The sequence below is a fragment of the Microcystis sp. MC19 genome (assembly GCF_003019735.1).
Lineage (GTDB): Bacteria > Cyanobacteriota > Cyanobacteriia > Cyanobacteriales > Microcystaceae > Microcystis.
In genome coordinates, this window is sequence record NZ_CP020664.1 from 4,899,327 (window position 1) to 4,925,220 (window position 25,894).

Genomic DNA, 25,894 nt, shown 5'->3' on the forward strand with positions numbered 1-25,894 from the left:
TTAACAATCTGTAATATTCCTTGTTGACACCCTTACTGACAAGGAAAAAACTGAAATCAAGTCAGGATAAGGGTTGGAGTGCTTACTGAAAAAATTGTTAAGAAAGATCCCTATAAGGGATAGCTTAATAAGGGGGGCATCTGATAATTTTTAACGCCTACCTACTTAATTAACAATAATCTCGTCGGCGCTGTCAGGTTGGTTCATTTCCGTTAGGGTTTGCCAACCTGATTGCCAGAGATTCGCGTCTTGCAACTGTTTAGCATTAATCCAGAAGCGGACAGTCGGATCGCAGGAAGCGACTAATTCCGCAAAAACCCATTGACCGCGATTTTGACGATTGACCACTTGAAAATGTCGCCAGCCCCATGTTTTTTGTTTTGCCGTCCATTTTGATCCCAAGAGATGGGGATATTTCTGTTTTTTGGGCATAAAAGTTAAAACACCTGAGTTCGGGATAGGCTAAAACCCTTATATTATCCTAGTCTGCCAACCCGGTTCTTTTCCCGGAGCCAAGGAGGGGAAAAATTATCGGGGCGCTTAAGTGCGCCCCAGTTTTGGCTAATAACCGCGCCAAACACCAACCAAAACCCCTTGTACTTGTACTTGTTCGGTATTGACTGTAATTGGTTGATATTTTTGATTGGAGGGTTGGAGAGTGATGATTTCTCCTTCTTGGTAGAAACGTTTTAAAGTAGTGCCGTGGCCTTCGACTCTAGCGGCGACGATTTCCCCATTGGACACCGCTTCACTACCCGTGAGAGAACGCATAATCACCAGATCGCCATCGGCAATATGATCCTCGATCATGCTGTCTCCGGAAACCCGCAGAGCATAACAGTCTTGACTGCGTTGCAACAGGTTAGAGAGATCGAGTTTTTCTTCCACATCGGTGAAGGGTTCCACTAAACCACCGGCAGCGATCACGCCTAGAACCGGTAAACCTTGCACTGGTTGTTTGAGAATCCGCAGGGTGCGTGCTTTTCCTTCTGTCCAATCAATATAGCCTTTGGCGCGTAAACGTTCTAAACGGCTTTGAATCGGTGCGGGAGAGCGTAAATTCATCGCTCGCATCATTTGCCGAATAGAAGGGGCGTGTTGAGTAGTGCGAATATACTCAATTAGCCAGTCGTACAACTCCTGTTGCGCTTGAGTAAGGGTTTCGAGGTTAGTCATGATCTATTTTCCTATCCTTGGGTTAAGATAATTTGTACTTTAGTTCATTTGTGTTTAACCTAGTACATCTTAACTTCATCGGCCGACTAAATCAACTGGTTATTAGACCGCTGGCAAAAATCAAAAATTGTCGTGGTTGGTTAGGAGACTCCGAGACAGGAGACTCCGAGACAGGAGACTCCGAGACAGGGGATTATTTCTATTTATTCTTCCGACACCCCACACCCCACACCCCACACCCTGCCACCACCGAAAAACTTTTTGCCGCAAACCCTAATTAATAATTCATAATTCCTTCTCCCTGCTCATAGACAGTCTTAATGAGTAATTTAGATAGTCAACAGCTTATCTTCTGACCTAGCACTTTTTTAAAAAAAGTATCATTAATTTTTAAGTAGTCGGACATAAATTCTGTTGTCTATCTTAAGAAATGTAAATTACCGCAATTCTTCCTGACGACCGACGACCGACGACCGACTCCTTACCCCACCCACAGTTAACTTTACTTTTGTCCAACTACTTACTTATCAATTCTCAATATTAATTAATCCCAGTGTCGGTTGCTGGCAAACTCAGCAGCGTATTAAGAAAAAATAACGAATTGCTAGAAAGCCCAGAATCTGGATAATGATCGAGGTGGAGACAGAAAAATTGCTCTACTTAAGCCTGTCTGCCGTAAGCGTCCAATAGTAGATAGGGAGTCAAAAGCGACGCTCAAAGAAAATCCTTCGGTTGTCAGGGAAACGAGAGGATATTTAGTGCGAAATTGAGCCGTAAAAAAACTTAAAATCCCGACAAATATCGTAAAAACTAAGGGGAACACATGACCAAAAAAACCTATGCAACCATAGACGGTAACGAAGCTGTTGCACGCGTTGCCTATCGTCTCAGTGAAGTAATCGCTATTTATCCTATCACTCCCTCCTCGCCTATGGGTGAATGGTCCGATAGTTGGGCAGCCGAACGCAGAGCTAATCTCTGGGGAACCATTCCTTCCGTAATCGAAATGCAGAGCGAAGGTGGGGCAGCGGGAACCCTGCACGGAGCGCTACAAACAGGCTCTTTAACTACCACTTTCACCTCCTCCCAGGGATTACTATTAATGCTCCCCAACTTCTACAAAATTGCTGGGGAATTGACCTCTTCAGTGGTCCATGTGGCGGCCCGTGCTTTAGCAGCCCAAGGATTGTCAATTTTTGGGGATCATAGTGATGTCATGTCTGCCAGAAGTACGGGTTGGGCTATGTTAGCGGCTAATTCCGTTCAAGAAGCTCATGATTTGGCCGCTATCGCCACAGCTACCACACTAGAAACACGGCTTCCTTTTCTGCACTTTTTTGATGGTTTTCGTACCAGTCATGAGGTGCAAAAAGTCGAATTAATTAGCGATGAAACTCTCAAAGAACTAATTGATGAAGACCTAATTATTGCCCATCGTCAAAGAGCTTTAACTCCCGATCGACCGGTGTTACGAGGCACGGCACAAAATCCCGATGTTTATTTCCAGGCAAGGGAAAGCGTCAATCCTTTCTATCATGCTTGTCCCGATATCACTCAAAAAATTATGGATCGTTTTGCCCAATTAACAGGACGGCAATACCATCTCTATGAATACCACGGTGCGCCCGATGCCGAAAGAGTGATTATGTTAATGGGATCGGGAGGGGAAACCGTCCATGAAACCGTGGATTATCTCAATCAAAATGGGGCGAAAGTTGGGGTTTTAAAAGTTCGTCTCTATCGTCCCTTTGCCGCCGAAAAATTACTGGCAGCTCTGCCCACCACGGTGAAAAAAATAGCCGTTTTAGATCGCTGTAAAGAACCCGGTGCCGGGGGCGATCCGCTATATTTAGACGTGGTAAATGCCTTTATGGAAGAGTACGAAGGCCAGCTGCCGAAAATTGTGGGAGGACGCTACGGTTTATCTTCCAAAGAATTTACTCCAGCCATGGTTGCTGGCATATTTGATAACTTAAGTCTCGACAAACCGAAAAATCATTTCACTATCGGTATCGTTGATGATCTCACCTTTTCCAGTTTGGAATATGACCGCAGTTTCTCCACTGAACCGGACGAAGTAGTGCGGGCGGTTTTCTACGGTTTAGGTTCCGATGGTACGGTGGGAGCTAACAAAAACTCAATTAAAATTATCGGTGAAGATACTGATAATTATGCCCAGGGTTATTTCGTCTATGATTCCAAAAAATCTGGCTCCGTCACCGTTTCTCACCTACGCTTTGGCCCCCATCCGATTCGCTCTACCTATTTAATCACTGATGCTAACTTTATCGCCTGTCATCAGTGGGAATTTGTCGAACAATTTGATCTGCTAGAAACCGCTAAACCGAACTCAATTTTCCTCCTCAATAGTCCCTATCCACCGGAGGAGGTATTTAGTCGCTTACCCCGCCATCTCCAGCAAACTATCATCGATAAAAATCTGCAAGTTTATACGATTAATGCCACTCAAGTGGCCAAAGAAGCGGGGATGGGCAGTCGGATTAATACCGTGATGCAGGTGTGTTTCTTTGCCCTAGCGGGGGTTTTGTCGCGGGAAGATGCGATCGCACAAATCAAAAAAGCCATCCGCAAGACCTACGGCAAGAAAGGAGAAGAAATCGTGCAGATGAACATCAAAGCTGTGGATTCTGCCCTAGAACACCTCTATCAAGTCCTAATTCCCGCTACTGTCACCCCTGAAGCTTTTGAATTAAGACCAGCGATTCCCGACAACGCACCCGCTTTCGTCCAAGAAGTCCTCGGCAAAATTATCGCCCGTCACGGGGACCAACTGCCCGTTAGCGCCCTTCCCAACGATGGGACCTATCCCACCGCCACTAGCCAATGGGAAAAACGCAATATTGCCCAAGAAATCCCCGTTTGGGATGCGGATGTCTGTGTTCAGTGCGGTAAATGCGTTCTCGTTTGTCCCCACGCCGTTATTCGCTCGAAAGTCTATGATGAGGCCGAATTAGCCACGGCCCCGGAAACCTTTAAAGTCGCTAATGCTAAGGATCACGACTGGAAAGGGCTAAAATTCACCATCCAAGTGGCCGCCGAAGATTGTACCGGTTGCGGTCTCTGCGTTGATGTTTGCCCCGCTAAAAACAAATCGCAACCGCGTCTAAGAGCGATTAATATGGCTCCCCAATTGCCCCTGCGAGAACAGGAACGAGTTAACTGGGATTTCTTCCTTAATTTGCCTAATCCAGACCGATTAAGCCTAAATCTCAATAAAATTAACCATCAGCAAATGCAGGAACCTCTCTTTGAGTTTTCCGGCGCTTGTGCCGGTTGTGGTGAGACTCCCTACGTTAAATTAGTCAGTCAGCTATTTGGCGATCGCATGATAGTGGCTAATGCCACCGGTTGTTCATCTATCTACGGAGGTAATTTACCGACAACGCCCTGGGCAGTTAACGCCGAAGGTCGCGGTCCGGCCTGGTCGAATTCCCTCTTTGAAGATAATGCCGAATTTGGCTTAGGATTCCGAGTTTCCATCGATAAACAGGCAGAATTTGCTGCCGAACTTTTACAAACCCTTGCTAGTGAAATCGGAGAAAGTCTAGCGGCAGATATTCTCAATTGTCACCAAGTGGATGAAGCGGAAATTTACGAACAACGGCATCGGGTAGAGGCCCTAAAATCCCGTTTAGGGCAATTAACCCCGACCACGCAGGTGAAAATGTTGTTATCCGTGGCCGATTATCTAGTCAAGAAAAGCGTCTGGATTGTCGGGGGTGACGGTTGGGCCTACGACATCGGTTATGGTGGCTTGGATCACGTTTTAGCCAGTGGTCGCAATGTGAATATTTTGGTCATGGATACGGAAGTTTACTCGAATACGGGCGGCCAGGCCTCGAAAGCTACTCCTCGCGCCGCCGTAGCTAAATTTGCTTCTGGTGGCAAACCAGGACCGAAAAAAGACCTCGGTTTAATGGCCATGACCTACGGTAACGTCTATGTGGCCAGCGTGGCTATGGGGGCAAGAAACGAGCAAACGATTAAAGCTTTCTTGGAAGCGGAAGCTTATAACGGGCCATCGTTAATTATCGCCTATTCTCACTGTATTGCTCACGGGATCAACATGACCACCGCCATGAACCATCAAAAAGAAGTGGTGGAAAGCGGTCGCTGGTTAATGTACCGTTATCATCCCGATTTAGCTAAAGAAGGCAAAAATCCCCTGCAATTGGACAGCCGTGCGCCTAAACTTACCGTAGCGCAAACTCTCTACTCGGAGAATCGCTTTAAGATGTTGGCCACCAGTAAGCCGGAGGAAGCTAAACGTCTGCTCAAAGAAGCACAAGCAGATGTGGATACGCGCTGGCAAATGTATCAGTATTTAGCAGCAAAAGGTACAGGGAGCAACGAATAGTTATGAATCTACACACTACCTACATGGGTTTACAATTGCGATCGCCGCTAGTCATCGGTGCGGCCGCACCCTTGAGCGAGGATATCGACAATATCAAGAAAATGGAAGACTTTGGAGCCGCTGCCGTGGTTTTACACTCCTTTTTCGAGGAGCAGATTAAACAGGAAAGACTGGCTTTACACCATCATTTTACCCACGGAGCCGAGAGTTTTGCGGAAGCTTTGACTTATTTTCCCGAACCGGAGGTTTTTCACGTTGGTTCCGACGAATATCTCAACCATATTCGCAAAGCCAAAGAAATGGTCGATATTCCCATTATTGCCAGTCTCAACGGTGAGACCTCTGGGGGATGGTTGGAGTATGCCATTCAAATTCAACAAGCGGGCGCTGATGCTTTGGAGTTGAATGTTTATTATGTTCCCAACGACCTAGAATTAACCGGAAATCACGTCGAACAAAACTACGTTGATATCCTCAAAATTGTCAAATCGGAGGTATCAATTCCCGTCTCGATGAAGTTAAGTCCCTACTTTAGCAATACGGCCAATATGGCTAAACAATTAGCGGAAGCGGGGGCCGATGGGTTGGTATTATTTAACCGTTTCTATCAGCCGGATATCGACTTAGAAACCTTAGATGTTCACCCTAATATTATCCTCAGTAATCCCCAAGCAATGCGTTTACCCCTGCGCTGGATTGCCATGCTTTACGGTCGTGTAGCGACGGATTTTGCCGCTACCAGTGGCATTCATAACGCCATCGACGTGATCAAAATGATGATGGTGGGGGCAAAAGCGACCATGTTAGTTAGTGTTTTATTACGCCACGGTTTGGAGGAAATTACCAAGATCGAACAGGGTTTATTGCATTGGTTGGAAGAAAATGAGTACGAATCGATCGAGCAGTTAATTGGCAGTATGAGTCAAATGAATTGCCCGGATCCGACTGCTTTTGAACGGGTACAGTATATGAGAGCTCTGCAAAGTTACGAACCTGTTTGGAAACGTTTTCAAACCGCCGGTAAATAAAAGTGGGAAGCTTTTTTCAGTGTTGCCAAAGGCACGGCGTAGCCGTCCAGTGATCAGTAATCAGTAATCAGTGAACTGAAAACTTAAGTAGGTAGGCGTTAAAAATTATCAGCCACCCCCCTTATCAAGGGGGATCCCCCCGCCTATCGGCACCCCCCTTATCAAGCTATCCATTAGTCAGATCTTTCTTAACAAAAAGAGAAGAAACTTAAAAAAAGGGGAAACGATTGATAGGTATAGTTTTGAAAGAAGGAATTAAGGTGGAGGTAAGCAAAAAAATGGAGAAATGGGCAGCCCAAGAATTACAGTATGCAGACCTAGGGGACACCAGAAGAAAGAAAAGGTTAATCAGTATCGTAGAAAACTTGGCCAGCCAACCTAGTACAAGTGTGCCACAAGCTTCGGGAAATCTAGCCGCCGCCAGTGCCACCTACGACTTTTGGAATTCCCCCTATTTTCACCCCTCAGATATAATTGCCGCCCAAGCTAAAAGTACAGTAGAAAGAATCAAAGAACATCCAATAGTTTTGGCAGTGCAAGACACAACAAGTTTAGACTTTACGACGCAAAAAGCCAAAAAAGGAATGGGTTATCTAGATTGTAAAACATCCTTTGGTCTCAAAGTTCATACCACCTTAGGAGTCTCAGCGCAAGGAGTACCTTTAGGACTGATTAATCAATATGTCTGGGCAAGAGAAGAAAAGAATTTAGGGATTGCCAAGCAAAGAAAAAAAAGAGAAACTCAAGAAAAAGAAAGTCAAAGATGGTTAGATTCTTTGTCAGAAACACAACAACAAATACCCGAAGAAATTCAAGTAGTAACAATCGGAGATTCTGAGGCAGACATATTTGATTTATTTGCCCAGTCAAGAAATCCTAACTCTCATTTATTAATTCGAGGAACTCATAACCGAAAAGTTAACTATCTCGAAGACAAGCAAAGGTCAGGGCATCCAGAGACTAAATATTTACATCAATCCATCAGAGAAATAAAAGCCTGTGGTAGCCTAGATGTGCAAGTAAAACGCAATCCTAATCACGAGGCTAGACTAGCTAAACTAACAGTTAGATTTGCCAGTTTTGAAATACAAGTACCTAAGCATCACTCGAAAGCGAACCCTCGTCAACCGGTCAAATTACAGGTAATTTTAGCTGAAGAAGAAAATCCGCGTCCTGGAGTTAATCCTATCAGTTGGCTCCTCTTAACTAGCCTAGACATTAGTAGCTTTGAATCAGCGATAACCTGTGTGCGCTGGTATAGTTATCGCTGGTTAATAGAACGCTATCATTTTGTTTTAAAAAGTGGTTGTGGATTAGAAAAACTGCAATTAGAAACGGGTCGGAGAATTGAGATGGCCTTAGCTACCTATTCAATTGTAGCTTGGAGATTACTTTGGTTAACCTATCAAGCACGCTTACACGGAGAGGAGAGTTGTGAAAGTTTTTTGGAAGAACATGAATGGCAATCTTTGTGTGCCACTATTCATAAAAAGAGTCCGCCACCTAAAAAGCCGCCCTCCTTTCGAGAAGCGGTCAGAATGATTGCTTCTCTTGGGGGGTTTTTAGGTAGAAAAGGTGACGGTGAACCAGGTGTTAAAACTATTTGGTTGGGACTGCGAAGGTTACATGATATCAGCGAGACTTGGAAACTGTCTCATCAAATTAGTTCCCCCATAGAACCCCCTTGAGCCATCTGGCACACTTTTCTCTTTTTGTCAAATTTTATGTTAAGAAAGATGTGACTAATGGATAGCTTATCAAGGGGGGCAGGGGGGATCGAACCTAAAATCGATTTTTAATTTAATTATAACCAGCTACTTAACTGAAAACTGAAAACTTACATCTGATCACTGATAACTGATAACTGACAAAAAAATCCTGGAGGATGTAACCATGAACGAGAATCAAAAGAAAAAAATCGGCATTCTGACCAGTGGTGGCGATTGCCCGGGGTTAAATGCGGTAATTCGTGCCGTGGTGAAAGCATCAAAACTCAAGGGTTGGGATGTGTACGGCATTCCCTACGGGACCGACGGTTTTATGCAGATTGCTGAGGGGAAATATCACCCCCAAGATTTGATCCTGACTCAGCATGGCTATGACCTACCCGGGATCTTGAAAGGATTAGACGTTTTGCAGTTTCTTAGTGGTAGTGTTTTGGGTTCTTTGAGCAAAGGACATCCCGAAAACCCAGAAATTGCCACGAAAATCCTGCAAGGATACGAAATGCTAGGATTAGATGCCCTGATCGTCGTCGGGGGCGATGGGAGCGTCGATATCATCTACGATCTCGCCCAGAAAGGCAACTGGAATATTATCGCGGTTCCCAAAACCATCGATAATGACGTTCCCTATACGGAATGGTCCGTCGGTTTTACCACTGCCGTGGATATCGTCACTCAAGCTTTGTATGATCTCACCTTTACCGCCGCTAGTCACGAAAGGGTGATGATTGTGCAGGTTATGGGTAGAGATGCCGGTCATTTGGCCCTTCATGCGGGGATTGCCGGGGGGGCCGATGCGATTTTTATTCCCGAATTAACCCCGGCTCTCACTCCCGAAATTATCGACGGTTGTTGTGATCATTTGGCACAATTACGGGCCCAAGGTCGTAAATTCGCTCTCATTGTCATTTCTGAGGGGGTTAAAAACGAAGATAACCAAAAAGAGAAGTATATTGGCGATTATTTAGAAAAATTGATAGTTGACAAAACTCGCTCTTTATGCGTTACCGATCCCGTCTTCTGTTATCTCAATTCCATGGATGTGCGGGCCATGTCTTTGGGACACCTGCAAAGAAGTCGTCCTCCTTTGGCCATGGATCGACTGTTAGCCACGGCTTTTGGCATTAAGGCTGTAGAATTAATTGAACAGGGAAAACTCGATCGCGTGGTGATTTGGCGCGGGGGACAAGTGCGTAGTTTGCCACTGAAACCAGTGATCAAAATTATCAAACAATGTCATCAAGAAAATCGCTGTGCCTATCCCGTGGCTCCTGATGGTTTTATTGTGAAAACAGCCCGTTCTTTGGGAATTTACCTAGGGGAAAATACCACGACCACGACCGAGACGACAGTAGTTCCGCAAGCTGTGGAGGTGTTGGTTTAGTTATAATAAAGCGAGAAGGGTTGCTCATACCTTCTCGCTTTGTTAATTGGTTAAGATTAGGCATTTCTAAACGCTACAATTACGGGAGATACTGACAGCTACTGTAGAAATTAAGAAACTTTTTAAAAGAGTGTAATTAGGGCTTGCTGAATAAATGTGAAATATAGACGAGGTAAGGGTTTTAGGGGCCTATTTTGCGAAACAGGTGCAAGATTTTGAGAGAATCGTGGTTGAAAACCTTGCATCTTCGGGGCGAAGCATTCGGGCATAACCTATCGCTGAAACCGTAGATTTCCTATCCGAATGCTTCGCCCCTACTTTTTCAGCCAGCCCTAATTAATTTTCTGAGCATAAACTTTTATTATCGGCCCGCGTCCTGTAGGGGCGAAGCATTCGGGCAATAACCTATAGGTGAAACCAGAGATTTTCTATCCGAATGCTTCGCCCGTACTTTTTGCCGCAAACCCTACATAAAGATTTCTACTATCAGTGATGAGGTTATAAGATTGAACTATTGGACAAGCTTCAATGAGATGTCTAATCTCTTGAAAATATTCATTAATCAACAAATTCTATCTCCTCAATTTCTTCTTTGTCTTGCAGTAAAGCTTCTATAGCGGTGTGCAGTCGTATGAGGTACAGTGTCACGAGCTATAAACCATGCTAGGCAAGGCTTGGTCTGTATCTCACTCAAGCGCTTACCGCTATAGCATCCAAGCTTCTCCCATCCATTCATCAAAGTCTAAGGTATGCTGCAATTCATTGTTTTCAAATCGTCTGAGAAATTCTTGTGTCTGCATTTGATACTTAGGGTCTGCTGAAAAAGTCATTGAAAAGTACAGGTCTCTTAATCAATGATTTCACTTAGCTACAAGCATAAGCTTTAGTTGTTGATTAATTTTTAAATTATAACTTATCCTAATCATTGACCGAGAAAAAGTGCTGTTTTTCCATTTCAGACATAAAAAAGCCCAAAAAACCTGCCTCAACAGGTTAGAAAGATTCATGACTAAAAAAGTAATAGCAATCGCTGAAAAGGAAGTATGAGGAAGTTTAGCCATCACTTTACCTAAGCTAAATCTTCTTTTCCCCTGTCCAAATTTGCCCTCTATACAATTCCGAATCCTCTCATCATCGGTAGCTTGTTTCTTTTGTTCTTTACTAACATTTTTGGCTGGTCTTCCTAATGGGGGACCACTGATTCTGATTCCCCTTTCTTTACACCAAGCTCTGTTTTCTCTGGTTCGATAAATTTTGTCCACATGAACTGATTCTGGATAGTATCCTGTATAGTCATAATAAGCTTCTATTTGTGCTTTTAAATCTCCCGATTCATTAAAGTTATCCCAACTAATCCGGTCTAAAAATATGTAACCATCTATACAGCTTGCTGAGAATTTAGCCCCAAATTCTACGGGTTTTCCAGCTTTTCCTCTGACTATCGGACGGATATGGGGTTGAGTTAAGCTGACAATTCTGTCTTCAATACTCTGTTTGTTATTTTGGTACATCCAGAGTTGTTGGCGATCAACTTCTGTGACTACTAATAACAGCTTATAGTCTCTTTTTTTCAAGCTTTGTAGCGAGGCTCCTTCTGCTAAAAGTTGTTCAATATGGTCGAGATTTCTTTTTAGATATTGCAGTTGTCTTTTCAGAGCTTTTCGTCTTTGTTTGACGGTAGGTTTTCTTTTTTTTGCTACTTCTAAATAACTTTTTCTGGCTAGGAGACGATAGGTTCTCGGTTTTTGAACAAGTTTTCCTTTTAAAGTTTCATAGAGAATATCAATAATTTTTTCGGTTTGTTTTCTTCCTTGATTTAACAGGTTTAAATCCGTAGGATAACTAATATCTGCGGGCGCACAACTGGCATCTAAAATTAATTTACCTCGATTTTCTGGTTGACTTTGGGTTTCGCTCTCTAACTTTTTTTCGGTGTTTTCTTCTTCTTTTATTTCTCTCGAATTTTTGACCATAAAGCGATTCACTTTATTAATTAGTTCCAGAGTAATTCTTTCTCGAAAGTGAACCAACATTGACGCTTCAAACCGGGGTTCATTGCTGTAGGATGAAAACCCCAAGAAGTATTGTAAATAAGGATTTTCTTTGATTTGTTCTACCGTTTCTCTATCGCTTGTTCCTAATTTTTCTTTAATAATTAATGCTCCGAGTGCTGTCCTGAATGTTTTGGCGGGTGTGCCCATTTCTTCTGAAAAAAGTGATGCGTATTCCGCTTCAAATTCTGACCAGGGAATGAGGTTGGCCATAATTACCCAACGATTGTCTTGGGATAATTTCCCCTCAAAGGGCAGCTCGAATTTTTCTGGTGGGGTTGAGGGTAACTCGCTTTTACGGTACATTAGCACTAATTAGAGAAGATGCAAGGGTGATGCAAGGGTTTTAAGAGATTCTAGCAGATTTAAGTGCATTTGGGAAGCTCTCAATCAAGCTAAAAGCCCTTTCCTGTAAGGTTTTTACCATTATTCAGCAAACCCTACTTAAGTAGGTAGGCGTTAAAAATCATCAGACACCCCCCTTATCAAGGGGGGCAGGGGGGATCGGCACCCCCCTTATCAACTATCCATTAGTCAGATCTTTCTTAACAAAAAGAGAAGAAACTTAAAAAAAGGGGAAACGATTGATAGGTATAGTTTTGAAAGAAGGAATTAAGGTGGAGGTAAGCAAAAAAATGGAGAAATGGGCAGCCCAAGAATTACAGTATGCAGACCTAGGGGACACCAGAAGAAAGAAAAGGTTAATCAGTATCGTAGAAAACTTGGCCAGTCAACCTAGTACAAGTGTGCCACAAGCTTCGGGAAATCTAGCCGCCGCCAGTGCCACCTACGACTTTTGGAATTCCCCCTATTTTCACCCCTCAGATATAATTGCCGCCCAAGCCAAAAGTACAGTAGAAAGAATCAAAGAACATCCAATAGTTTTGGCAGTGCAAGACACAACAAGTTTAGACTTTACGACGCAAAAAGCCAAAAAAGGAATGGGTTATCTAGATTGTAAAACATCCTTTGGTCTCAAAGTTCATACCACATTAGGAGTCTCAGCGCAAGGAGTACCTTTAGGACTGATTAATCAATATGTCTGGGCAAGAGAAGAAAAGAATTTAGGGATTGCCAAGCAAAGAAAAAAAAGAGAAACTCAAGAAAAAGAAAGTCAAAGATGGTTAGATTCTTTGTCAGAAACACAACAACAAATACCCGAAGAAATTCAAGTAGTAACAATCGGAGATTCTGAGGCAGACATATTTGATTTATTTGCCCAGTCAAGAAATCCTAACTCTCATTTATTAATTCGAGGAACTCATAACCGAAAAGTTAACTATCTCGAAGACAAGCAAAGGTCAGGGCATCCAGAGACTAAATATTTACATCAATCCATCAGAGAAATAAAAGCCTGTGGTAGCCTAGATGTGCAAGTAAAACGCAATCCTAATCACGAGGCTAGACTAGCTAAACTAACAGTTAGATTTGCCAGTTTTGAAATACAAGTACCTAAGCATCACTCGAAAGCGAACCCTCGTCAACCGGTCAAATTACAGGTAATTTTAGCTGAAGAAGAAAATCCGCGTCCTGGAGTTAATCCTATCAGTTGGCTCCTCTTAACTAGCCTAGACATTAGTAGCTTTGAATCAGCGATAACCTGTGTGCGCTGGTATAGTTATCGCTGGTTAATAGAACGCTATCATTTTGTTTTAAAAAGTGGTTGTGGATTAGAAAAACTGCAATTAGAAACGGGTCGGAGAATTGAGATGGCCTTAGCTACCTATTCAATTGTAGCTTGGAGATTACTTTGGTTAACCTATCAAGCACGCTTACACGGAGAGGAGAGTTGTGAAAGTTTTTTGGAAGAACATGAATGGCAATCTTTGTGTGCCACTATTCATAAAAAGAGTCCGCCACCTAAAAAGCCGCCCTCCTTTCGAGAAGCGGTCAGAATGATTGCTTCTCTTGGGGGGTTTTTAGGTAGAAAAGGTGACGGTGAACCAGGTGTTAAAACTATTTGGTTGGGACTGCGAAGGTTACATGATATCAGCGAGACTTGGAAACTGTCTCATCAAATTAGTTCCCCCATAGAACCCCCTTGAGCCATCTGGCACACTTTTCTCTTTTTGTCAAATTTTATGTTAAGAAAGATGTGACTAATGGATAGCTTATCAAGGGGGGCAGGGGGGATCGAACCTAAAATCCATTTTTAATTTAATTATAACCAGCTACTTATTTTCAAAAAAAGTTATTCGTTCTTGGGTGCGCTTAATTCCTTCTTGAAGTTCTTGCAGTCTTTCGGTTAATGCGTCTTCAATAAATTTTTTTAAGGAGTTTAGATGTTTAGAACTCAGTTTTACTTCAGCCATAATGCTTCCGAGTCGATAATCGCTGCTGTTTGCCATTCGTCAGTCCATCCTAATTCTAGTTCATCTACTGCTAAAAAAGCTTGGGCGAGTTCTTCTGCTTCTTGTTGTTGTCGCCATTGTTGTAAAATTGAGGCGATGAAAATGCTTTTATCTTCTACTTTCTGGTCTAGGTAATTAACCAGTTCATCGGGTAAAGAAATGGAGATTTTAGCCATTGTTATCTCTTTGGCTATTTGATTCTAATATAGACTATTTTGATTGAGATAAAATAACAGAATTAAGGGGGAAAGATTCAGTTTCTAAACGAGTTAAATCAACAATTTGACTAGCTTGATCAATATCAATTCCAACTAATTTTCCTTCGCTATCAAAATCTAAAACAATATCAGGGGCGATTTCTTGAGAATCGGTGCTTGTTTTTTCTGATAGGCTAATGTATAGAGAATCGGTTTCAGGATAATAACTAAATTTCATTTTTTACTCCTTAAAGTTACGATCTGGGAAGGCGTTATGAATGGTTTCTCCATCATCTAGAGTGACAACTCGCAAGTATTTTCCTAATTCGGGAATGTATAACCAATGACGAATGCGTCCATTTGGTTCTATTTCTCGTCTAACTGGATTCTGGATAGCCTGTTGACACCATTCTCGCTTAAGATAGGGTCTTTTGACCAAGACTTGTTCTTCAAAGTAGCGGGTAGTTTTCATTCATCATTTTTCTGATCGATTCCTTCTATCATAATTTTAACGAAATTTAGATAAATTTCCCCAGATAATAAATTCTCCCCCCTTTTTAAGGGGGGCAGGGGGGGGATCAAATCCCATCACACAAACCCCTATCCTCCTCCCTAACACCAGAATTAGGATTCTGCAAATAAGCCCGCACCCAATCGCAACTACGCCCCATTAAATCACTTAAACCCCAGTCTGTCCCAAGATTCCAGAGTTTGATAGTGTTGTCCCAACTACCGCTCACCAAAGTCTTGCCGTCGGGACTAAAATTAACGCTTATGACAGCGCTATCATGCCCCTTGAGGGTGCGGATTTCTTGGCCTGTTTCTACATTCCAGAGTTTGATGGTGTTGTCCCAACTACCGCTCACCAATGTCTTGCCGTCGGGGCTAAAATTAACGCTTGTGACCCAGTTATCATGCCCCTTGAGGGTGCGGATTTCTTGGCCTGTTTCTACATTCCAGAGTTTGATAGTGTTGTCCTCACTACCGCTCACCAAAGTCTTGCCGTCGGGACTAAAATCAACGCTATAGACAGCGCTATCATGCCCCTTGAGGGTGCGGATTTCTTTGCCTGTTTCTACATTCCAGAGTTTGATGGTGTTGTCAGCACTACCGCTCACCAATGTCTTGCCGTCGGGACTAAAATTAACGCTATTGACGTTGTCATCATGCCCCTTAAGGGTGCGGATTTCTTGGCCTGTTGACCCATTCCAGAGTTTGATAGTCTTGTTATCACTACCGCTCACCAATGTCTTGCCGTCGGGGCTAAAATTAACGCTTGTGACACGGTAATCATGCCCCTTGAGGGTGCGGATTTCTTTGCCTGTTTCTACATTCCAGAGTTTGATAGTCTTGTCATCACTACCGCTCACCAAAGTCTTGCCGTCGGAGCTAAAATTAACGCTATTGACAGGCTCATCATGCCCATGGAGGGTGCGGATTTCTTGGCCTGTTTCTACATTCCAGAGTTTGATAGTCTTGTCCCCACTACCGCTCACTAAAGTCTTGCCGTCGGGACTAAAATTAACACTATTGACAGGCTCATCATGCCCCTTGAGGGTGCGGATTTCTTGGCCTGTTTCTACATCCCAGAGTTTGATAGTCTTGTCATAACTACCGCTCACTAAAGTCTTGCCGTCGGGACTAAAATTAACAACGCTTATGACATTGCCATCATGCCACTTGAGGATGCGGATTTCTTGGCCTGTTGACCCATTCCAGAATCTGATAGTCTTGTCCCCACTACCGCTCACCAATGTCTTGCCGTCGGGACTAAAATTAAAGCTTTCGACATCGCTATCATGCCCCTTGAGGGTGCGGATTTCTTGGCCTGTTGACCCATTCCAGAGTTTGATAGTCCCGTCCCAACTACCGCTCACCAATGTCTTGCCGTCAGGACTAAAATTAAAGCTTTCGACATCGCTATCATGCCCCTTGAGGGTGCGGATTTCTTGGCCTGTTGACCCATTCCAGAGTTTGATAGTCGTGTCAACACTACCGCTCACCAAAGTCTTGCCGTCGGGACTAAAATTAACGCTTATGACAGGGCGATCATGCCCCTTAAGGGTGCGGATTTCCTTGCCTGTTTCTACATTCCAGAGTTTGATAGTGTTGTCCCAACTACCGCTCACCAAAGTCTTGCCGTCGGGACTAAAATTAACGCTTGAGACAAAGTTATCATGCCCCTTAAGGGTGCGGATTTCCTTGCCTGTTTCTACATTCCAGAGTTTGATGGTGTTGTCATAACTACCGCTCACCAAAGTCTTGCCGTCGGGACTAAAATTAACGCTATAGACAGCGCTATCATGCCCCTTGAGGGTGCGGATTTCTTGGCCTGTTTCTACATTCCAGAGTTTGATGGTGTTGTCATAACTACCGCTCACCAAAGTCTTGCCGTCGGGACTAAAATTAACGCTATTGACACTGCCATTATGCCCTACTAAGCGATTAGATTCCCTTCCTTCATTCATAATCTTCTGCAAAGCATCAATTACCTTCGTGTTGCTTGCGTTGTGTTTCTGCAAAATTTTTCCTGCCTTAATCGCTTCAACAATAGCATCTAATTCTTTTCCCTCTTCATTAAAGAGATGCAAAGAATAACCACTGAGAGAATTTGCTAAACTAAGTTCTGTATCAACTTCGCGCCGTTTTCTTTCTGCTTCGATTTTTTCTCGTTGCTTTTGATAGTGATAACTAGCTTTAATAAATTTTACGGCTACATCATCTAAATTAGAAAGTGATTTTTCTTTGATAAGATTGACAATCCTTTTCAGTTTAGAACCTCCCCAAAGCTCACTACTCGCTTTTACTGCATCTTGCTTCTGTAAATCATCCCACTGTTTAGCATCAGCATATAAACGACTTCTCAGAACAATTATCTCCTCTTTTTCTCGAATTAAATCCTGTAACACTTTCCAAGAACGTAATAACGCCTCATGTGCCACCTCAACCGTTGCTTTCCCGTCTTCTCCCTTACTCACCAAAAGACGATTATCTATCAATTGATAGAGAACCTCCCTTTGCATTTCCTCCTGTTCAAAACTCGATTTATCCGCCCTTCTGCTAACCGCTTTTTCCCCTTCTAAACTAATTAACTCTAGAAAAATTTCCTCTGCTGCTTTCCGTTGCTGTTCATTAAATTGACCATAAATTTTATCCGCTTGTTTTTCTAGCGCACCCGTTACCCCACCAATCTCTTGATAAGTCTTAATATTTAAAACCCGCTCTTGAATATGATTTTTTTGCCACAATAAATCTAACGTATATTGTAACAGAGGTAAAGAGCCAGCCTGTTCATAAAAATCGGCAATAATTTGATTAATTAATCCCTTTTCAAAGATTACCCCATTTCTCGCCGCCGGTTCAGCAATAGCTAATCTTAACTGACTTTCATCCATATCCGTTAACATCTTGCTATACTGATCATGGATTTTTCCTAAACTGGGATAAGGACTTAATTTATCTAAAAAATCCGCCATTATCGTCATCACAATTTTGACTAAACTATCATTATTTTCAATTAATTTAATCAAACTTTTAATAAAAATATCTCTTTCTGTCTTCGGTGTACGAGTAAATAATTCCTCAAATTGATCAATAAAAATAAACCATAAATCAGAATTATTTTTTAATCCTTTAACCACATTAATTAAAGTCTCTTCCTTAACAGCTTGTGCTAATTTCGCTTGGGATTGTGTATATCTATTTGCCAAAAGACAACCATAGAAAGACTCAAAGGGATTAACATCAGGAACAAAAGTTAAATTAACCAATTTATTCGCGCCAAAATTATCCTTTAACTTAGGAATTAAACCCGCTTGCACGAGAGAAGACTTACCGCTTCCCGACGCACCTAAAAGCAATAAAACATTCTTTTGCTTTAAATAATCGGTTAACTCAATAATCCAATTATCTCGCCCAAAAAACCTATCCTTATCATCTACTTCAAACTTCCTTAAACCCAAATAAGGTGAACCCGTAATTAAAGTTTGAGACTGAATCTCAACTCCTGACTTTTGGGTGATAATATATTGATTGATTACACCACCACTAATATCACCCGCAATTCCCTTAAATTCACCATCACCGCTAAGACCTTTAACATCACCTCCTATTTCTGAATAATAACTTTTATCAGTCATTTTTGCTACCCCAAAACTATTCTTTTCAAGTTAAATTTAAATTGCAGTTTTAGAATTAGCACTCTTTAAGGACTTCCTACTAAACCAAACAATTTAGCCAAACCGCCTAAAATCGTTACAATTAAAGCAACTAAAATCCCTCGACTGACAAACTCTTGATTCTCTAAGCGCTTTTCCACGCCATCATTTTTTCCCTCTAGACGCTTCTCAATACCATCAATTTTTTCCTCCAGACGCTTCTCGACACCATCAATTTTTTCCTCCAGACGCTTCTCGACACCATCAATTTTTACCTCCAGACGCTTCTCGACACCATCAATTTTTACCTCCAGACGCTTAATTTCACCTTTAACTTCACTAAGTTCAATCTTAATATCAGTAACATCTTTTTGAAGATTGTCTAACTTTTGATTGATTTGAATTAGAAAATCTTTAAGTTCTACCTCAACAGTAATTGACATAAATTTCCCCCCTAAATAATCCTCAACTAATTAATCTTCTGACTAATATTTCCACCACTAATATCTCCTGCAATTCCCTTAAAAGTACCATCTCCCACCATTCCCTTAATATCATCACCAACATTAATATTATACTTACCTGCGGCAAATTCTTCAGGTTTTAATTGCTTGAGTAATGCTTCTGCTGTCTTAATAACCTCTGCATCTCTATCAATTTTTGCTTCAAGTAACTCTTCTTTGAGCAGTGTTTTTACCCCCTCTGAATCTGGTTTTTTCTCATGTTTATCGACGATATCACTATCATCTGTTTTCCCTTTTTCTGCAAATTTCTTCTTAATCAACGCTTTTAAACCCTCATAAGCATCCTTAACGGCTGTTCCTGCCGTATCCTTAGCAGCAGCAACCGCACCGGCAGTCAATGCAGCGAGAATTAGAGAAATCGGTTCCATTGCCTGAGACTCCAAATTAGATATTGCTGACTCAATTTTAGATCAAAGCAAAGTATCTGACGCAATTATGGCGCAGGTATTGGGTGCAAATGGCTTGCTCGTCGGGGTTGTTGGCTACTACTGCAAGCTGGACGTAGGGTAGCGACAGAAGGTGTAAATCCCACCGTCATCGATGCCCTGCTTGTTCGGTAAAAATCGTTCGCACTGAGGGATGATTGCGACGGGATAGCCGAAAATCTGGACAAAACTGGGAGTAGCAGTCCTCTGGATGCGCCCAATCAAGCGCACACTCAGATGAAAATTGCTCAAATTCACTTTAACCTAGATTTGTAGAAGTTGGATTAAATTATCTCAAGGGAACAAAACCGGCTTTTTCAATTAATTCCTGTCCTTGATCGGTTAATAGTAGATCAGCGTAGGCTTCCCCCGCTTGTTCGTCTAATTGACCATTTTGTTTGATAATAACAAAAAGACGACGGGTGATCGGGTATTCTCCCTTTTGAAAAGCTAATTCATTCAGTTGATTACGCTTCTGGGGACATTGGGAAGACGGGATCGAAGGTTCTTGATAGGGGGCAACTAACTTATTTTCGCTTTTACCGAGGGGTAAAGTTTTAATTCCACACTGGGGAACTACTTCCGGTGCAGAAGCATAGTAAATTCCTCCCGGATTTTGGGAAACTTTTCTGAGAGCGGGAGTCGTGCTATAAACGTACTCAATATTATCCCCAAAATCGGCTTTTTCTAAAACCTGATCGATAAAAAATTCCACGGTTCCCCCATCTTCCTTGCGTCGGGAATAGGGAATAATGGCTAAATTAGTCCCGCCCACTTGCCGCCAATTGCGAATTTTTCCTGTATAAATATCTTTTAACTGGGTAATTGTTAGACCGGAAACCGGTAAATCAGGATGAACTGCGATCGCAATTCCATCGATAGCCACGGGAACCTCTTTTAAGGTCAATCCCCGTTGTTGAGCGCGTTGTATTTCCTCATCTTTGAGCGATCGAGATGCTTGGGAAAAAGCCAATTGATTCTCGATTAACATCCGAATACCGCTGCCGGTGCCGGGGGTTCCCGTAGTGGGATCGGTATAGACAAGGCGAAATTTCGGCCAGACTTGCTGGATAATAAAGTCCACTTCCGGCTCTCCCAGCTTTGGTGGGTAAAATGTATTCTAAGATACATTTCTCAAGAGCGAGGGGGTGGAACGAACCACAAAGACACAAAGGACACAAAGATCGATCCTATGTCAATTAAACTTATCACACAGAACCTAGAAGAGCCCACTTCCTTGCGAATCGGGGCCCAAGTGGTACTTCCCCCGTAGTTAAATAATCCTTCCGGGACATTTTTAACTGCACCTAAAGTTTCAGAAATTTGACTATTCGAGGAGGAAGAATTAGATCGATCATTGAGATTGGGAAAGGTTTTGTTGAGCAACCACCAAGCAATTCCTCCTAAAAGTGCCGATGTCACCATAACCGTCAACAGCAGCGGAAGAATTTCATTTTTCTGGGACATAAAATCAGGATCAGGCTTCGGACTACTTTAATGATAATCCCAGCTTTTTTTAATGACCCTAACTTTTACAATTCTTTCGGGTTGTGCCAAGGGTTAAGGATAAACCATAGAGACACGAACAACAGAAAGGAGAGGATAGATTCGATGAGTAATACTAAACCCGGTTATTAAAAACTGATTATTTATTCTCCCTTTTGCCTCTTGCCTCTTGCATGAGTGCCTGTCCTGATATGTAAGCCTATACTCAACGGATTTAGTATAAAACCTATCAGACAAAGGACAAGATAGCGATATAACCTGCTTGAGCATCTTCTCCTGTTGACTGGCTACAGACCTTCGAACAGCAAAAAACTTGAACAACAAAAACTAGAACAGCAAGGGATGGAGGCAACCCCATCCCCAAACTAGACAATTATGCTATTCTTTTTTATACATCACCTCCACCACGGTATGTACGTTACCTCTGGGATGAAAATCCCCCTTAACTTTCATCTGCAAGGGTTCGCAAGCGGCCACCAAATCATCTAAAATTTGGTTAATTGCTTCTTCGTGGGAAATATAACGATCGCGATAACTATTAATATAAAGTTTAATCGCCTTTAATTCCATCACCTTTTGATCGGGAACGTAGCTAAGATAAATGGTGGCAAAATCAGGATAACCGGAAAAGGGACACTTACAGGTATATTCCGGCAGAGTGATCTGAATATCGTAATTTCTGCCAGGACGTGGATTGGGGAAAGTAATTAATGTTCCTTCGGCAATTTCTCTTTCCCCGTACTTAACCTCAATTTTTTCGGAAGACTGAACCATGTTTTTTCCTAACTAGACAATGTTTCCTATCATAGCTGGAATATTCTCTCAAGAGGCGTTACCGAATCAACAGATGAATAGTAACTCCTGCATCCTATTGACAAATTAGCTTAGTCCAGGGTTGAAAGAATGCCGAGAAGACAATGCAGACTTAAAATCAGCCAAGTCGAATTTTCAGGTAAAAAATGCTCTATGATTAACTCTAAAGATACTGTAAAACTGGTTTCATGCTCTCCGAGATTAAAAACATAGCCGAGAGTCTCGCACCCCGATTAGTGGAGATTCGCCGCCACATTCACGCGAATCCAGAGTTAAGCGGGCAAGAATATCAAACTGCCGCCTATATTGCTGGGGTTTTGTCTTCCTGTGGTCTATCGGTGCAGGAGGCAGTGGGAAAAACGGGAGTTAAGGGAGAATTGGCCGGAAAAGGCAGTGATCGAAGGATTTTAGCCATCCGGGCCGATATGGATGCCCTACCGATCCAAGAAAGAACCGATTTAGACTTTGCTTCCCGTAAACCGGGGATTATGCACGCCTGCGGTCACGATGTTCATGCTACCGTCGGTTTAGGGGTGGCGATGGTGCTTTCCCGTCTCTCGGAACCTTTGGGGGGAAAAATACGCTTTCTCTTTCAACCGGCAGAGGAAATCGCTCAAGGGGCCAGTTGGATGATTCGGGAGGGGGTGATGCGGGATGTCAGTGCCGTTTTCGGGCTGCACGTTTTCCCCTCGATTCCGGCCCGATCGATCGGGGTTCGTTACGGGGCCTTAACCGCGGCTGCCGACGATCTGGAGATCTTTATTCAAGGGGAATCCGGCCACGGGGCCCGGCCCCACGAGGCCATTGATGCTATCTGGATCGCTTCCCAAGTAATCACCACTTTGCAACAGGCAATTAGTCGGACTCAAAACCCCTTGCGTCCCATTGTCCTCACCATCGGCCAGATTAGCGGTGGTCGCGCCCCCAACGTCATCGCCGATCAGGTACGCATGGCGGGAACCGTGCGATCGCTGCACCCAGAAACCCACGCCCATCTCCCAGAATGGATCGAGGGTTTGGTCACGAATGTCTGTAGCACATATAACGCTAAATGTCAAGTAAAATATCGTCGGGGCGTGCCATCGGTACAAAATGACCAATTTTTAACCCGTTTGGTGGAAGAAGCTGGTTTAGAAGCTTGGGGACAGGATCGGGTTTTAATTCTCTCGGAACCCTCCATGGGGGCCGAGGATTTTTCCCTTTATTTGCAACAGGCCCCGGGGACAATGTTCCGTCTGGGAGTGGGTTCTCCTCACCTCCTCAATCCCCCCCTTCACCATCCGGAATTTTTAGTGGATGAGTCGGCAATTCTGACGGGAGTGATTACTTTGGCCTACGCGGCCTATAAATATTGGCAAAGGGAAGGTTAAACCGGTTTTTCAAGATAATTTTATGGAAATTTGGGAAGATTTAGCTATTATAGCTTGGACAGAATTGCTGCTGGATAGTTATGAACAGTTAATCGGGCGATCGCTTTTGCCCCGGATCGGTACTGGCAAAGAACAGAGTAAAATGCTCTTTTATGCCCCTTTTGTGCTAGTTTCCCACGGTACACAAACTAATCCGATCTTCAATTATGGTAATCGCGGTGCCCTCGATCTCTGGGGTTTAACTTGGCCAGAATTATTAACAACTCCTTCGCGAGCAACGGTACAGGGGGAGGAACCCGCCCAAGAACGCCAAAAAATGCTGGATTTAGTCAAAAAACAGGGCTATATCAACGATTATCACGGGGTAAGGATCACGAAAAATGGTCAACTATTTCGCATTGAAAAAGCGATCGTTTGGAATATCATCGATCGTGATGGCATTTATTGCGGACAGGCTGCCACTTTTGCCGATTGGATTTTTCTCTGATTTAAGCTCCCCGCTCCCTTCTCCCCGCTCCCTTCTCCCTAATCCATAATTCATAATTCCCTCTCCCCACTTCCCAATTCATAATTCATAATTTATAATTCATAATTCATAATTCCCTCTCCCCACTTCCCAATTCATAATTCATAATTCATAATTCCCTCTCCCCACTTCCCAATTCATAATTCATAATTCATAATTTATAATTCATAATTCCCCACTTCCCCACAGTATCGCCCAAATATGACCAACTCAGACCGAATTATTGTTCCTCTTGATGTGCCGGATTTAGAATCAGCGATCGCAATGCTCGATCTGCTGCCAGAAGTCAATTTTTGGAAAGTGGGACTAGAATTATTTGTCAGTAGCGGTGCAGAAATTCTAGGGATTCTGCAAGAAAGACAAAAAAAGAGCTTTCTCGATCTAAAATTTCATGATATTCCCAATACGGTCGCCGGGGCCTGTCGTTCCGCCAGTCGCTATCGAGTGGATTTACTCACCCTCCACGCAACAGCCGGACGGCAAGCAATGACGGCAGCTAAGGCGGCAATCTCTGACCTGCTATCCCCGCCAAAACTTCTCGCTATCACCGTTTTAACCAGCCTTAACGCCCGCGAATTAGCCTTCGACCTCAAAATTCCCCTAGAACTATCGGAATATGCCTTAAATCTGGCATTATTGGCCAAGGAATCGGGAATTGATGGGGCGGTTTGTTCTCCCCAAGAAGTGGCGCAATTACGTCGCGTCTGTGGAAAGGATTTTCTCTTAGTTTGCCCCGGAGTTCGTCCCTCCTGGTCAAGCAAAGGGGATCAAAGTCGGGTGATGACTCCGGCCCAAGCGCTTAAAGCTGGGGCTGATTATCTAGTAATTGGACGACCGATCACCGGTGCGGAGGAGCCAAAGGTAGCATGGGCAAAAATTTGTCACGAATTAGCCGATATTTAGGGGTATTACTGGTTATTTTCGGGATTAACTCGCCAGCTGTTAGTCGTCCTCTTTCTAGCTGTCCGGAGGATTTAAATCTTTTAGTCGATCGCCTCTTGTCAGATTTACCCGGTTATGCTAATCGAGTTATTAGCCGCGCCCAAATCGATCAAGAATTATCTACACCGGTTTTTGTGATTATTGCCGGTCGTCCCGAATTTGCACCCCTACCTTTAACTGCCGGTCAATATTCCGGTCAAATTGCCGATGACACTCAACAGGTTTTTTTTACGACTTTAGAGCGTCAGTATAGTAAAAATCGCTCTGTCACTCTCCAGAATTATCATTGGTTATTTTTAACTAAAACTGGGGAAGGATGGCGATTAGTCACGGTTTACAGTCAATTAGCTTCCCTGGAACCCACTCAAGTCCCCTTACCTCCCCTAGAAACCAGCCAAGGCACCATCGGCCAAGCGGTGCGTCTCTGGCTGCGGGACTGCGAAGCGGGTACATTGCGCTAAATTCGCTCGGCCAAAACAAAGCGATCGAAACCTGCTAGGTCGTTAATAATCTGAATTTGTCGATAATTGCCCTGATTTTCCAGCATTTGCGCTACTTTTTCCCCTTGACCGGCTCTCATTTCCACTAGCCAAAGGCCTCCCGATCGCAGATAATCGGGAGCAGTGGCCACTAGATAGCGCAGCGCGGTCAATCCGTCTTCACCTCCATCCAGGGCCAAACGGGGTTCATGTTCCCGCACTTCAATTTGTAAGTCAAGGATTTCTGCACTGGGAATATAGGGAGGATTGGACAGCATACCGCTAATCTGTCCTTGCCACTTCTCTAGGGGGGTCCACCAAGAACCCTGTTTTAAGATAATTCTGTCGGCAAAACCCGTCTTGATGATATTTTCTTTGGCGATCGCTAAAGCCGTTTGACTGTAATCAATAGCATATATCTCTGCTTTTGTCAAGATACTGGCTAAACCAATAGCGATCGCACCGCTACCGGTTCCCAGATCTACCCAGATTCCCCCGTCGTCTCCTCTGACGGTTTCTCCAACAATATCGATTAATAACTCGGTTTCGGGACGAGGAATTAAGACCCCCGGGGAGACTTTCAGGGTAAAATTACGCCAGACCACCGATTCGAGCAAATACTGCAAGGGAACCCTTGCTTGCAGGCGTTTTTGCCAGCGTTTAGTAATTTCCGACCAAGAATAACTCAAGGGGATTTTTTCTCGTTCGCGAAAGGATTGTAAGCGCAGGGAAAGAGTATCTAAATCTGTCACTGCTTGCAGAAAGATATCCACTTCCTTGGCCAATAGTTGCGATCGCTGTAAATCAGCGATCGCCTGTTGGCGCCATTGACTTAATTCTTGACCGGAAATACTAGCAGTCAC

General features: G+C 43.3%; 23 protein-coding genes and 1 pseudogene. 10 read left to right on the forward strand and 14 right to left on the reverse strand.

Going from position 1 to position 25,894, the window contains the following annotated elements:
• Nucleotides 1–165: 165 nt before the first annotated feature.
• Nucleotides 166–432, reverse strand: coding sequence for a TIGR02450 family Trp-rich protein (locus B5D77_RS24980; protein WP_002737176.1), 267 nt, complete (start codon nt 430–432; stop codon nt 166–168).
• 129 nt (nt 433–561) lie between these two features.
• Complete coding sequence (gene lexA / locus B5D77_RS24985; RefSeq protein WP_008200125.1) at nt 562–1,176, reverse strand: transcriptional repressor LexA; 615 nt, start codon at nt 1,174–1,176, stop codon at nt 562–564.
• 50 nt (nt 1,177–1,226) lie between these two features.
• Here lexA and B5D77_RS26115 point away from each other — a divergent pair, with 50 nt between their 5' ends.
• From B5D77_RS26115 to B5D77_RS25010, 5 genes are all read left to right on the forward strand, one after another.
• The gene (locus B5D77_RS26115; RefSeq protein WP_081504660.1) at nt 1,227–1,457 is read left to right on the forward strand and encodes a hypothetical protein; all 231 of its coding nucleotides are present in this window, start codon (nt 1,227–1,229) and stop codon (nt 1,455–1,457) included.
• 542 nt (nt 1,458–1,999) lie between these two features.
• Complete coding sequence (nifJ, locus tag B5D77_RS24995) at nt 2,000–5,554, forward strand: pyruvate:ferredoxin (flavodoxin) oxidoreductase (protein ID WP_106909882.1); 3,555 nt, start codon at nt 2,000–2,002, stop codon at nt 5,552–5,554.
• A 2-nt stretch (nt 5,555–5,556) separates the two neighbouring features.
• Nucleotides 5,557–6,582 (forward strand): dihydroorotate dehydrogenase-like protein, encoded by a 1,026-nt coding sequence (locus B5D77_RS25000; RefSeq protein ID WP_106909883.1) that lies wholly within the window; start codon nt 5,557–5,559, stop codon nt 6,580–6,582.
• 278 nt (nt 6,583–6,860) lie between these two features.
• Nucleotides 6,861–8,270, forward strand: coding sequence for an IS4 family transposase (locus tag B5D77_RS25005; protein WP_106909948.1), 1,410 nt, complete (start codon nt 6,861–6,863; stop codon nt 8,268–8,270).
• A 205-nt stretch (nt 8,271–8,475) separates the two neighbouring features.
• On the forward strand, nt 8,476–9,690 hold the full coding sequence (locus B5D77_RS25010; protein ID WP_106909884.1) for an ATP-dependent 6-phosphofructokinase: 1,215 nt from the start codon (nt 8,476–8,478) through the stop codon (nt 9,688–9,690).
• 860 nt (nt 9,691–10,550) lie between these two features.
• On the opposite strand, the gene B5D77_RS25020 is transcribed toward B5D77_RS25010, so the two are convergent.
• Entirely contained in the window at nt 10,551–12,047 is a 1,497-nt protein-coding gene (locus B5D77_RS25020; RefSeq protein ID WP_106909885.1) for an IS5-like element ISMae6 family transposase, read from the reverse strand.
• A gap of 329 nt (nt 12,048–12,376) precedes the next feature.
• Between B5D77_RS25020 and B5D77_RS25025 the strand changes: the two genes are divergently transcribed.
• Nucleotides 12,377–13,786, forward strand: a complete 1,410-nt coding sequence (locus B5D77_RS25025; protein ID WP_106909948.1) for an IS4 family transposase — start codon at nt 12,377–12,379, stop codon at nt 13,784–13,786.
• Between the two features lie 126 nt (nt 13,787–13,912).
• On the opposite strand, the gene B5D77_RS26415 is transcribed toward B5D77_RS25025, so the two are convergent.
• From B5D77_RS26415 to queF, 10 genes and pseudogenes are all read right to left on the reverse strand, one after another.
• Nucleotides 13,913–14,053 carry a hypothetical protein gene (locus tag B5D77_RS26415; protein ID WP_008200156.1) on the reverse strand — a complete coding sequence of 47 codons (141 nt, stop codon included), beginning with the start codon at nt 14,051–14,053 and terminating at the stop codon, nt 13,913–13,915.
• Nucleotides 14,041–14,268, reverse strand: a complete 228-nt coding sequence (locus B5D77_RS25030) for a hypothetical protein (protein ID WP_106909886.1) — start codon at nt 14,266–14,268, stop codon at nt 14,041–14,043. The genes B5D77_RS26415 and B5D77_RS25030 overlap by 13 nt, the downstream gene beginning before the upstream one ends.
• A 34-nt stretch (nt 14,269–14,302) precedes the next feature.
• Nucleotides 14,303–14,527 carry a DUF2283 domain-containing protein gene (locus B5D77_RS25035; protein ID WP_072923712.1) on the reverse strand — a complete coding sequence of 75 codons (225 nt, stop codon included), beginning with the start codon at nt 14,525–14,527 and terminating at the stop codon, nt 14,303–14,305.
• Between the two features lie 3 nt (nt 14,528–14,530).
• Nucleotides 14,531–14,761, reverse strand: a complete 231-nt coding sequence (locus B5D77_RS25040) for a hypothetical protein (protein ID WP_002742722.1) — start codon at nt 14,759–14,761, stop codon at nt 14,531–14,533.
• A gap of 106 nt (nt 14,762–14,867) precedes the next feature.
• Nucleotides 14,868–18,428, reverse strand: a complete 3,561-nt coding sequence (locus tag B5D77_RS25045; RefSeq protein ID WP_106909887.1) for a hypothetical protein — start codon at nt 18,426–18,428, stop codon at nt 14,868–14,870.
• Between the two features lie 65 nt (nt 18,429–18,493).
• On the reverse strand, nt 18,494–18,889 hold the full coding sequence (locus B5D77_RS25050; RefSeq protein WP_106909888.1) for a hypothetical protein: 396 nt from the start codon (nt 18,887–18,889) through the stop codon (nt 18,494–18,496).
• Between the two features lie 26 nt (nt 18,890–18,915).
• Complete coding sequence (locus tag B5D77_RS25055; protein WP_106909889.1) at nt 18,916–19,338, reverse strand: hypothetical protein; 423 nt, start codon at nt 19,336–19,338, stop codon at nt 18,916–18,918.
• A gap of 346 nt (nt 19,339–19,684) precedes the next feature.
• A pseudogene (locus B5D77_RS25065) lies at nt 19,685–20,482 on the reverse strand (PstS family phosphate ABC transporter substrate-binding protein); the annotation flags it as partial.
• Nucleotides 20,483–20,529: 47 nt separating this feature from the next.
• Nucleotides 20,530–20,862 carry a hypothetical protein gene (locus B5D77_RS25070; protein ID WP_253860447.1) on the reverse strand — a complete coding sequence of 111 codons (333 nt, stop codon included), beginning with the start codon at nt 20,860–20,862 and terminating at the stop codon, nt 20,530–20,532.
• A 417-nt stretch (nt 20,863–21,279) separates the two neighbouring features.
• Entirely contained in the window at nt 21,280–21,675 is a 396-nt protein-coding gene (gene queF / locus B5D77_RS25080) for a preQ(1) synthase (protein WP_002740916.1), read from the reverse strand.
• 227 nt (nt 21,676–21,902) lie between these two features.
• On the opposite strand from queF, the gene B5D77_RS25085 reads away from it, so the two are divergent.
• The 4 genes from B5D77_RS25085 (at nt 21,903) to B5D77_RS25100 (ending at nt 25,013) form a co-directional block, all read left to right on the forward strand.
• Entirely contained in the window at nt 21,903–23,084 is a 1,182-nt protein-coding gene (locus B5D77_RS25085) for a M20 family metallopeptidase (protein ID WP_008200196.1), read from the forward strand.
• A 22-nt stretch (nt 23,085–23,106) separates the two neighbouring features.
• Complete coding sequence (locus tag B5D77_RS25090; protein WP_008200198.1) at nt 23,107–23,571, forward strand: MEKHLA domain-containing protein; 465 nt, start codon at nt 23,107–23,109, stop codon at nt 23,569–23,571.
• A 240-nt stretch (nt 23,572–23,811) separates the two neighbouring features.
• Nucleotides 23,812–24,513, forward strand: a complete 702-nt coding sequence (gene pyrF, locus B5D77_RS25095; protein ID WP_106909891.1) for an orotidine-5'-phosphate decarboxylase — start codon at nt 23,812–23,814, stop codon at nt 24,511–24,513.
• Nucleotides 24,477–25,013, forward strand: a complete 537-nt coding sequence (locus B5D77_RS25100) for a hypothetical protein (protein WP_008200212.1) — start codon at nt 24,477–24,479, stop codon at nt 25,011–25,013. Before pyrF ends, B5D77_RS25100 begins: the two co-directional genes overlap by 37 nt.
• Here B5D77_RS25100 and prmC read toward each other — a convergent pair.
• On the reverse strand, nt 25,010–25,894 hold the full coding sequence (gene prmC, locus B5D77_RS25105) for a peptide chain release factor N(5)-glutamine methyltransferase (protein ID WP_106909892.1): 885 nt from the start codon (nt 25,892–25,894) through the stop codon (nt 25,010–25,012). The genes B5D77_RS25100 and prmC overlap by 4 nt on opposite strands.

What these genes read in the sequence shown, in the direction of transcription:
- B5D77_RS25070 (WP_253860447.1), bottom strand. Translation starts at nt 20,862, where the DNA reads ATGTCCCAGAAAAATGAAATTCTTCCGCTGCTGTTGACGGTTATGGTG.
- B5D77_RS25090 (WP_008200198.1), top strand. Translation starts at nt 23,107, where the DNA reads ATGGAAATTTGGGAAGATTTAGCTATTATAGCTTGGACAGAATTGCTG.
- B5D77_RS25010 (WP_106909884.1), top strand. Translation starts at nt 8,476, where the DNA reads ATGAACGAGAATCAAAAGAAAAAAATCGGCATTCTGACCAGTGGTGGC.
- B5D77_RS25085 (WP_008200196.1), top strand. Translation starts at nt 21,903, where the DNA reads ATGCTCTCCGAGATTAAAAACATAGCCGAGAGTCTCGCACCCCGATTA.
- lexA (WP_008200125.1), bottom strand. Translation starts at nt 1,176, where the DNA reads ATGACTAACCTCGAAACCCTTACTCAAGCGCAACAGGAGTTGTACGAC.
- B5D77_RS25045 (WP_106909887.1), bottom strand. Translation starts at nt 18,428, where the DNA reads ATGACTGATAAAAGTTATTATTCAGAAATAGGAGGTGATGTTAAAGGT.
- B5D77_RS25020 (WP_106909885.1), bottom strand. Translation starts at nt 12,047, where the DNA reads ATGTACCGTAAAAGCGAGTTACCCTCAACCCCACCAGAAAAATTCGAG.
- B5D77_RS25025 (WP_106909948.1), top strand. Translation starts at nt 12,377, where the DNA reads ATGGAGAAATGGGCAGCCCAAGAATTACAGTATGCAGACCTAGGGGAC.
- B5D77_RS25000 (WP_106909883.1), top strand. Translation starts at nt 5,557, where the DNA reads ATGAATCTACACACTACCTACATGGGTTTACAATTGCGATCGCCGCTA.
- queF (WP_002740916.1), bottom strand. Translation starts at nt 21,675, where the DNA reads ATGGTTCAGTCTTCCGAAAAAATTGAGGTTAAGTACGGGGAAAGAGAA.
- B5D77_RS25040 (WP_002742722.1), bottom strand. Translation starts at nt 14,761, where the DNA reads ATGAAAACTACCCGCTACTTTGAAGAACAAGTCTTGGTCAAAAGACCC.
- B5D77_RS25035 (WP_072923712.1), bottom strand. Translation starts at nt 14,527, where the DNA reads ATGAAATTTAGTTATTATCCTGAAACCGATTCTCTATACATTAGCCTA.
- nifJ (WP_106909882.1), top strand. Translation starts at nt 2,000, where the DNA reads ATGACCAAAAAAACCTATGCAACCATAGACGGTAACGAAGCTGTTGCA.
- B5D77_RS25100 (WP_008200212.1), top strand. Translation starts at nt 24,477, where the DNA reads ATGGGCAAAAATTTGTCACGAATTAGCCGATATTTAGGGGTATTACTG.
- B5D77_RS26415 (WP_008200156.1), bottom strand. Translation starts at nt 14,053, where the DNA reads ATGGCTGAAGTAAAACTGAGTTCTAAACATCTAAACTCCTTAAAAAAA.
- B5D77_RS25050 (WP_106909888.1), bottom strand. Translation starts at nt 18,889, where the DNA reads ATGTCAATTACTGTTGAGGTAGAACTTAAAGATTTTCTAATTCAAATC.
- B5D77_RS25030 (WP_106909886.1), bottom strand. Translation starts at nt 14,268, where the DNA reads ATGGCTAAAATCTCCATTTCTTTACCCGATGAACTGGTTAATTACCTA.
- pyrF (WP_106909891.1), top strand. Translation starts at nt 23,812, where the DNA reads ATGACCAACTCAGACCGAATTATTGTTCCTCTTGATGTGCCGGATTTA.
- B5D77_RS25005 (WP_106909948.1), top strand. Translation starts at nt 6,861, where the DNA reads ATGGAGAAATGGGCAGCCCAAGAATTACAGTATGCAGACCTAGGGGAC.
- B5D77_RS25055 (WP_106909889.1), bottom strand. Translation starts at nt 19,338, where the DNA reads ATGGAACCGATTTCTCTAATTCTCGCTGCATTGACTGCCGGTGCGGTT.
- B5D77_RS24980 (WP_002737176.1), bottom strand. Translation starts at nt 432, where the DNA reads ATGCCCAAAAAACAGAAATATCCCCATCTCTTGGGATCAAAATGGACG.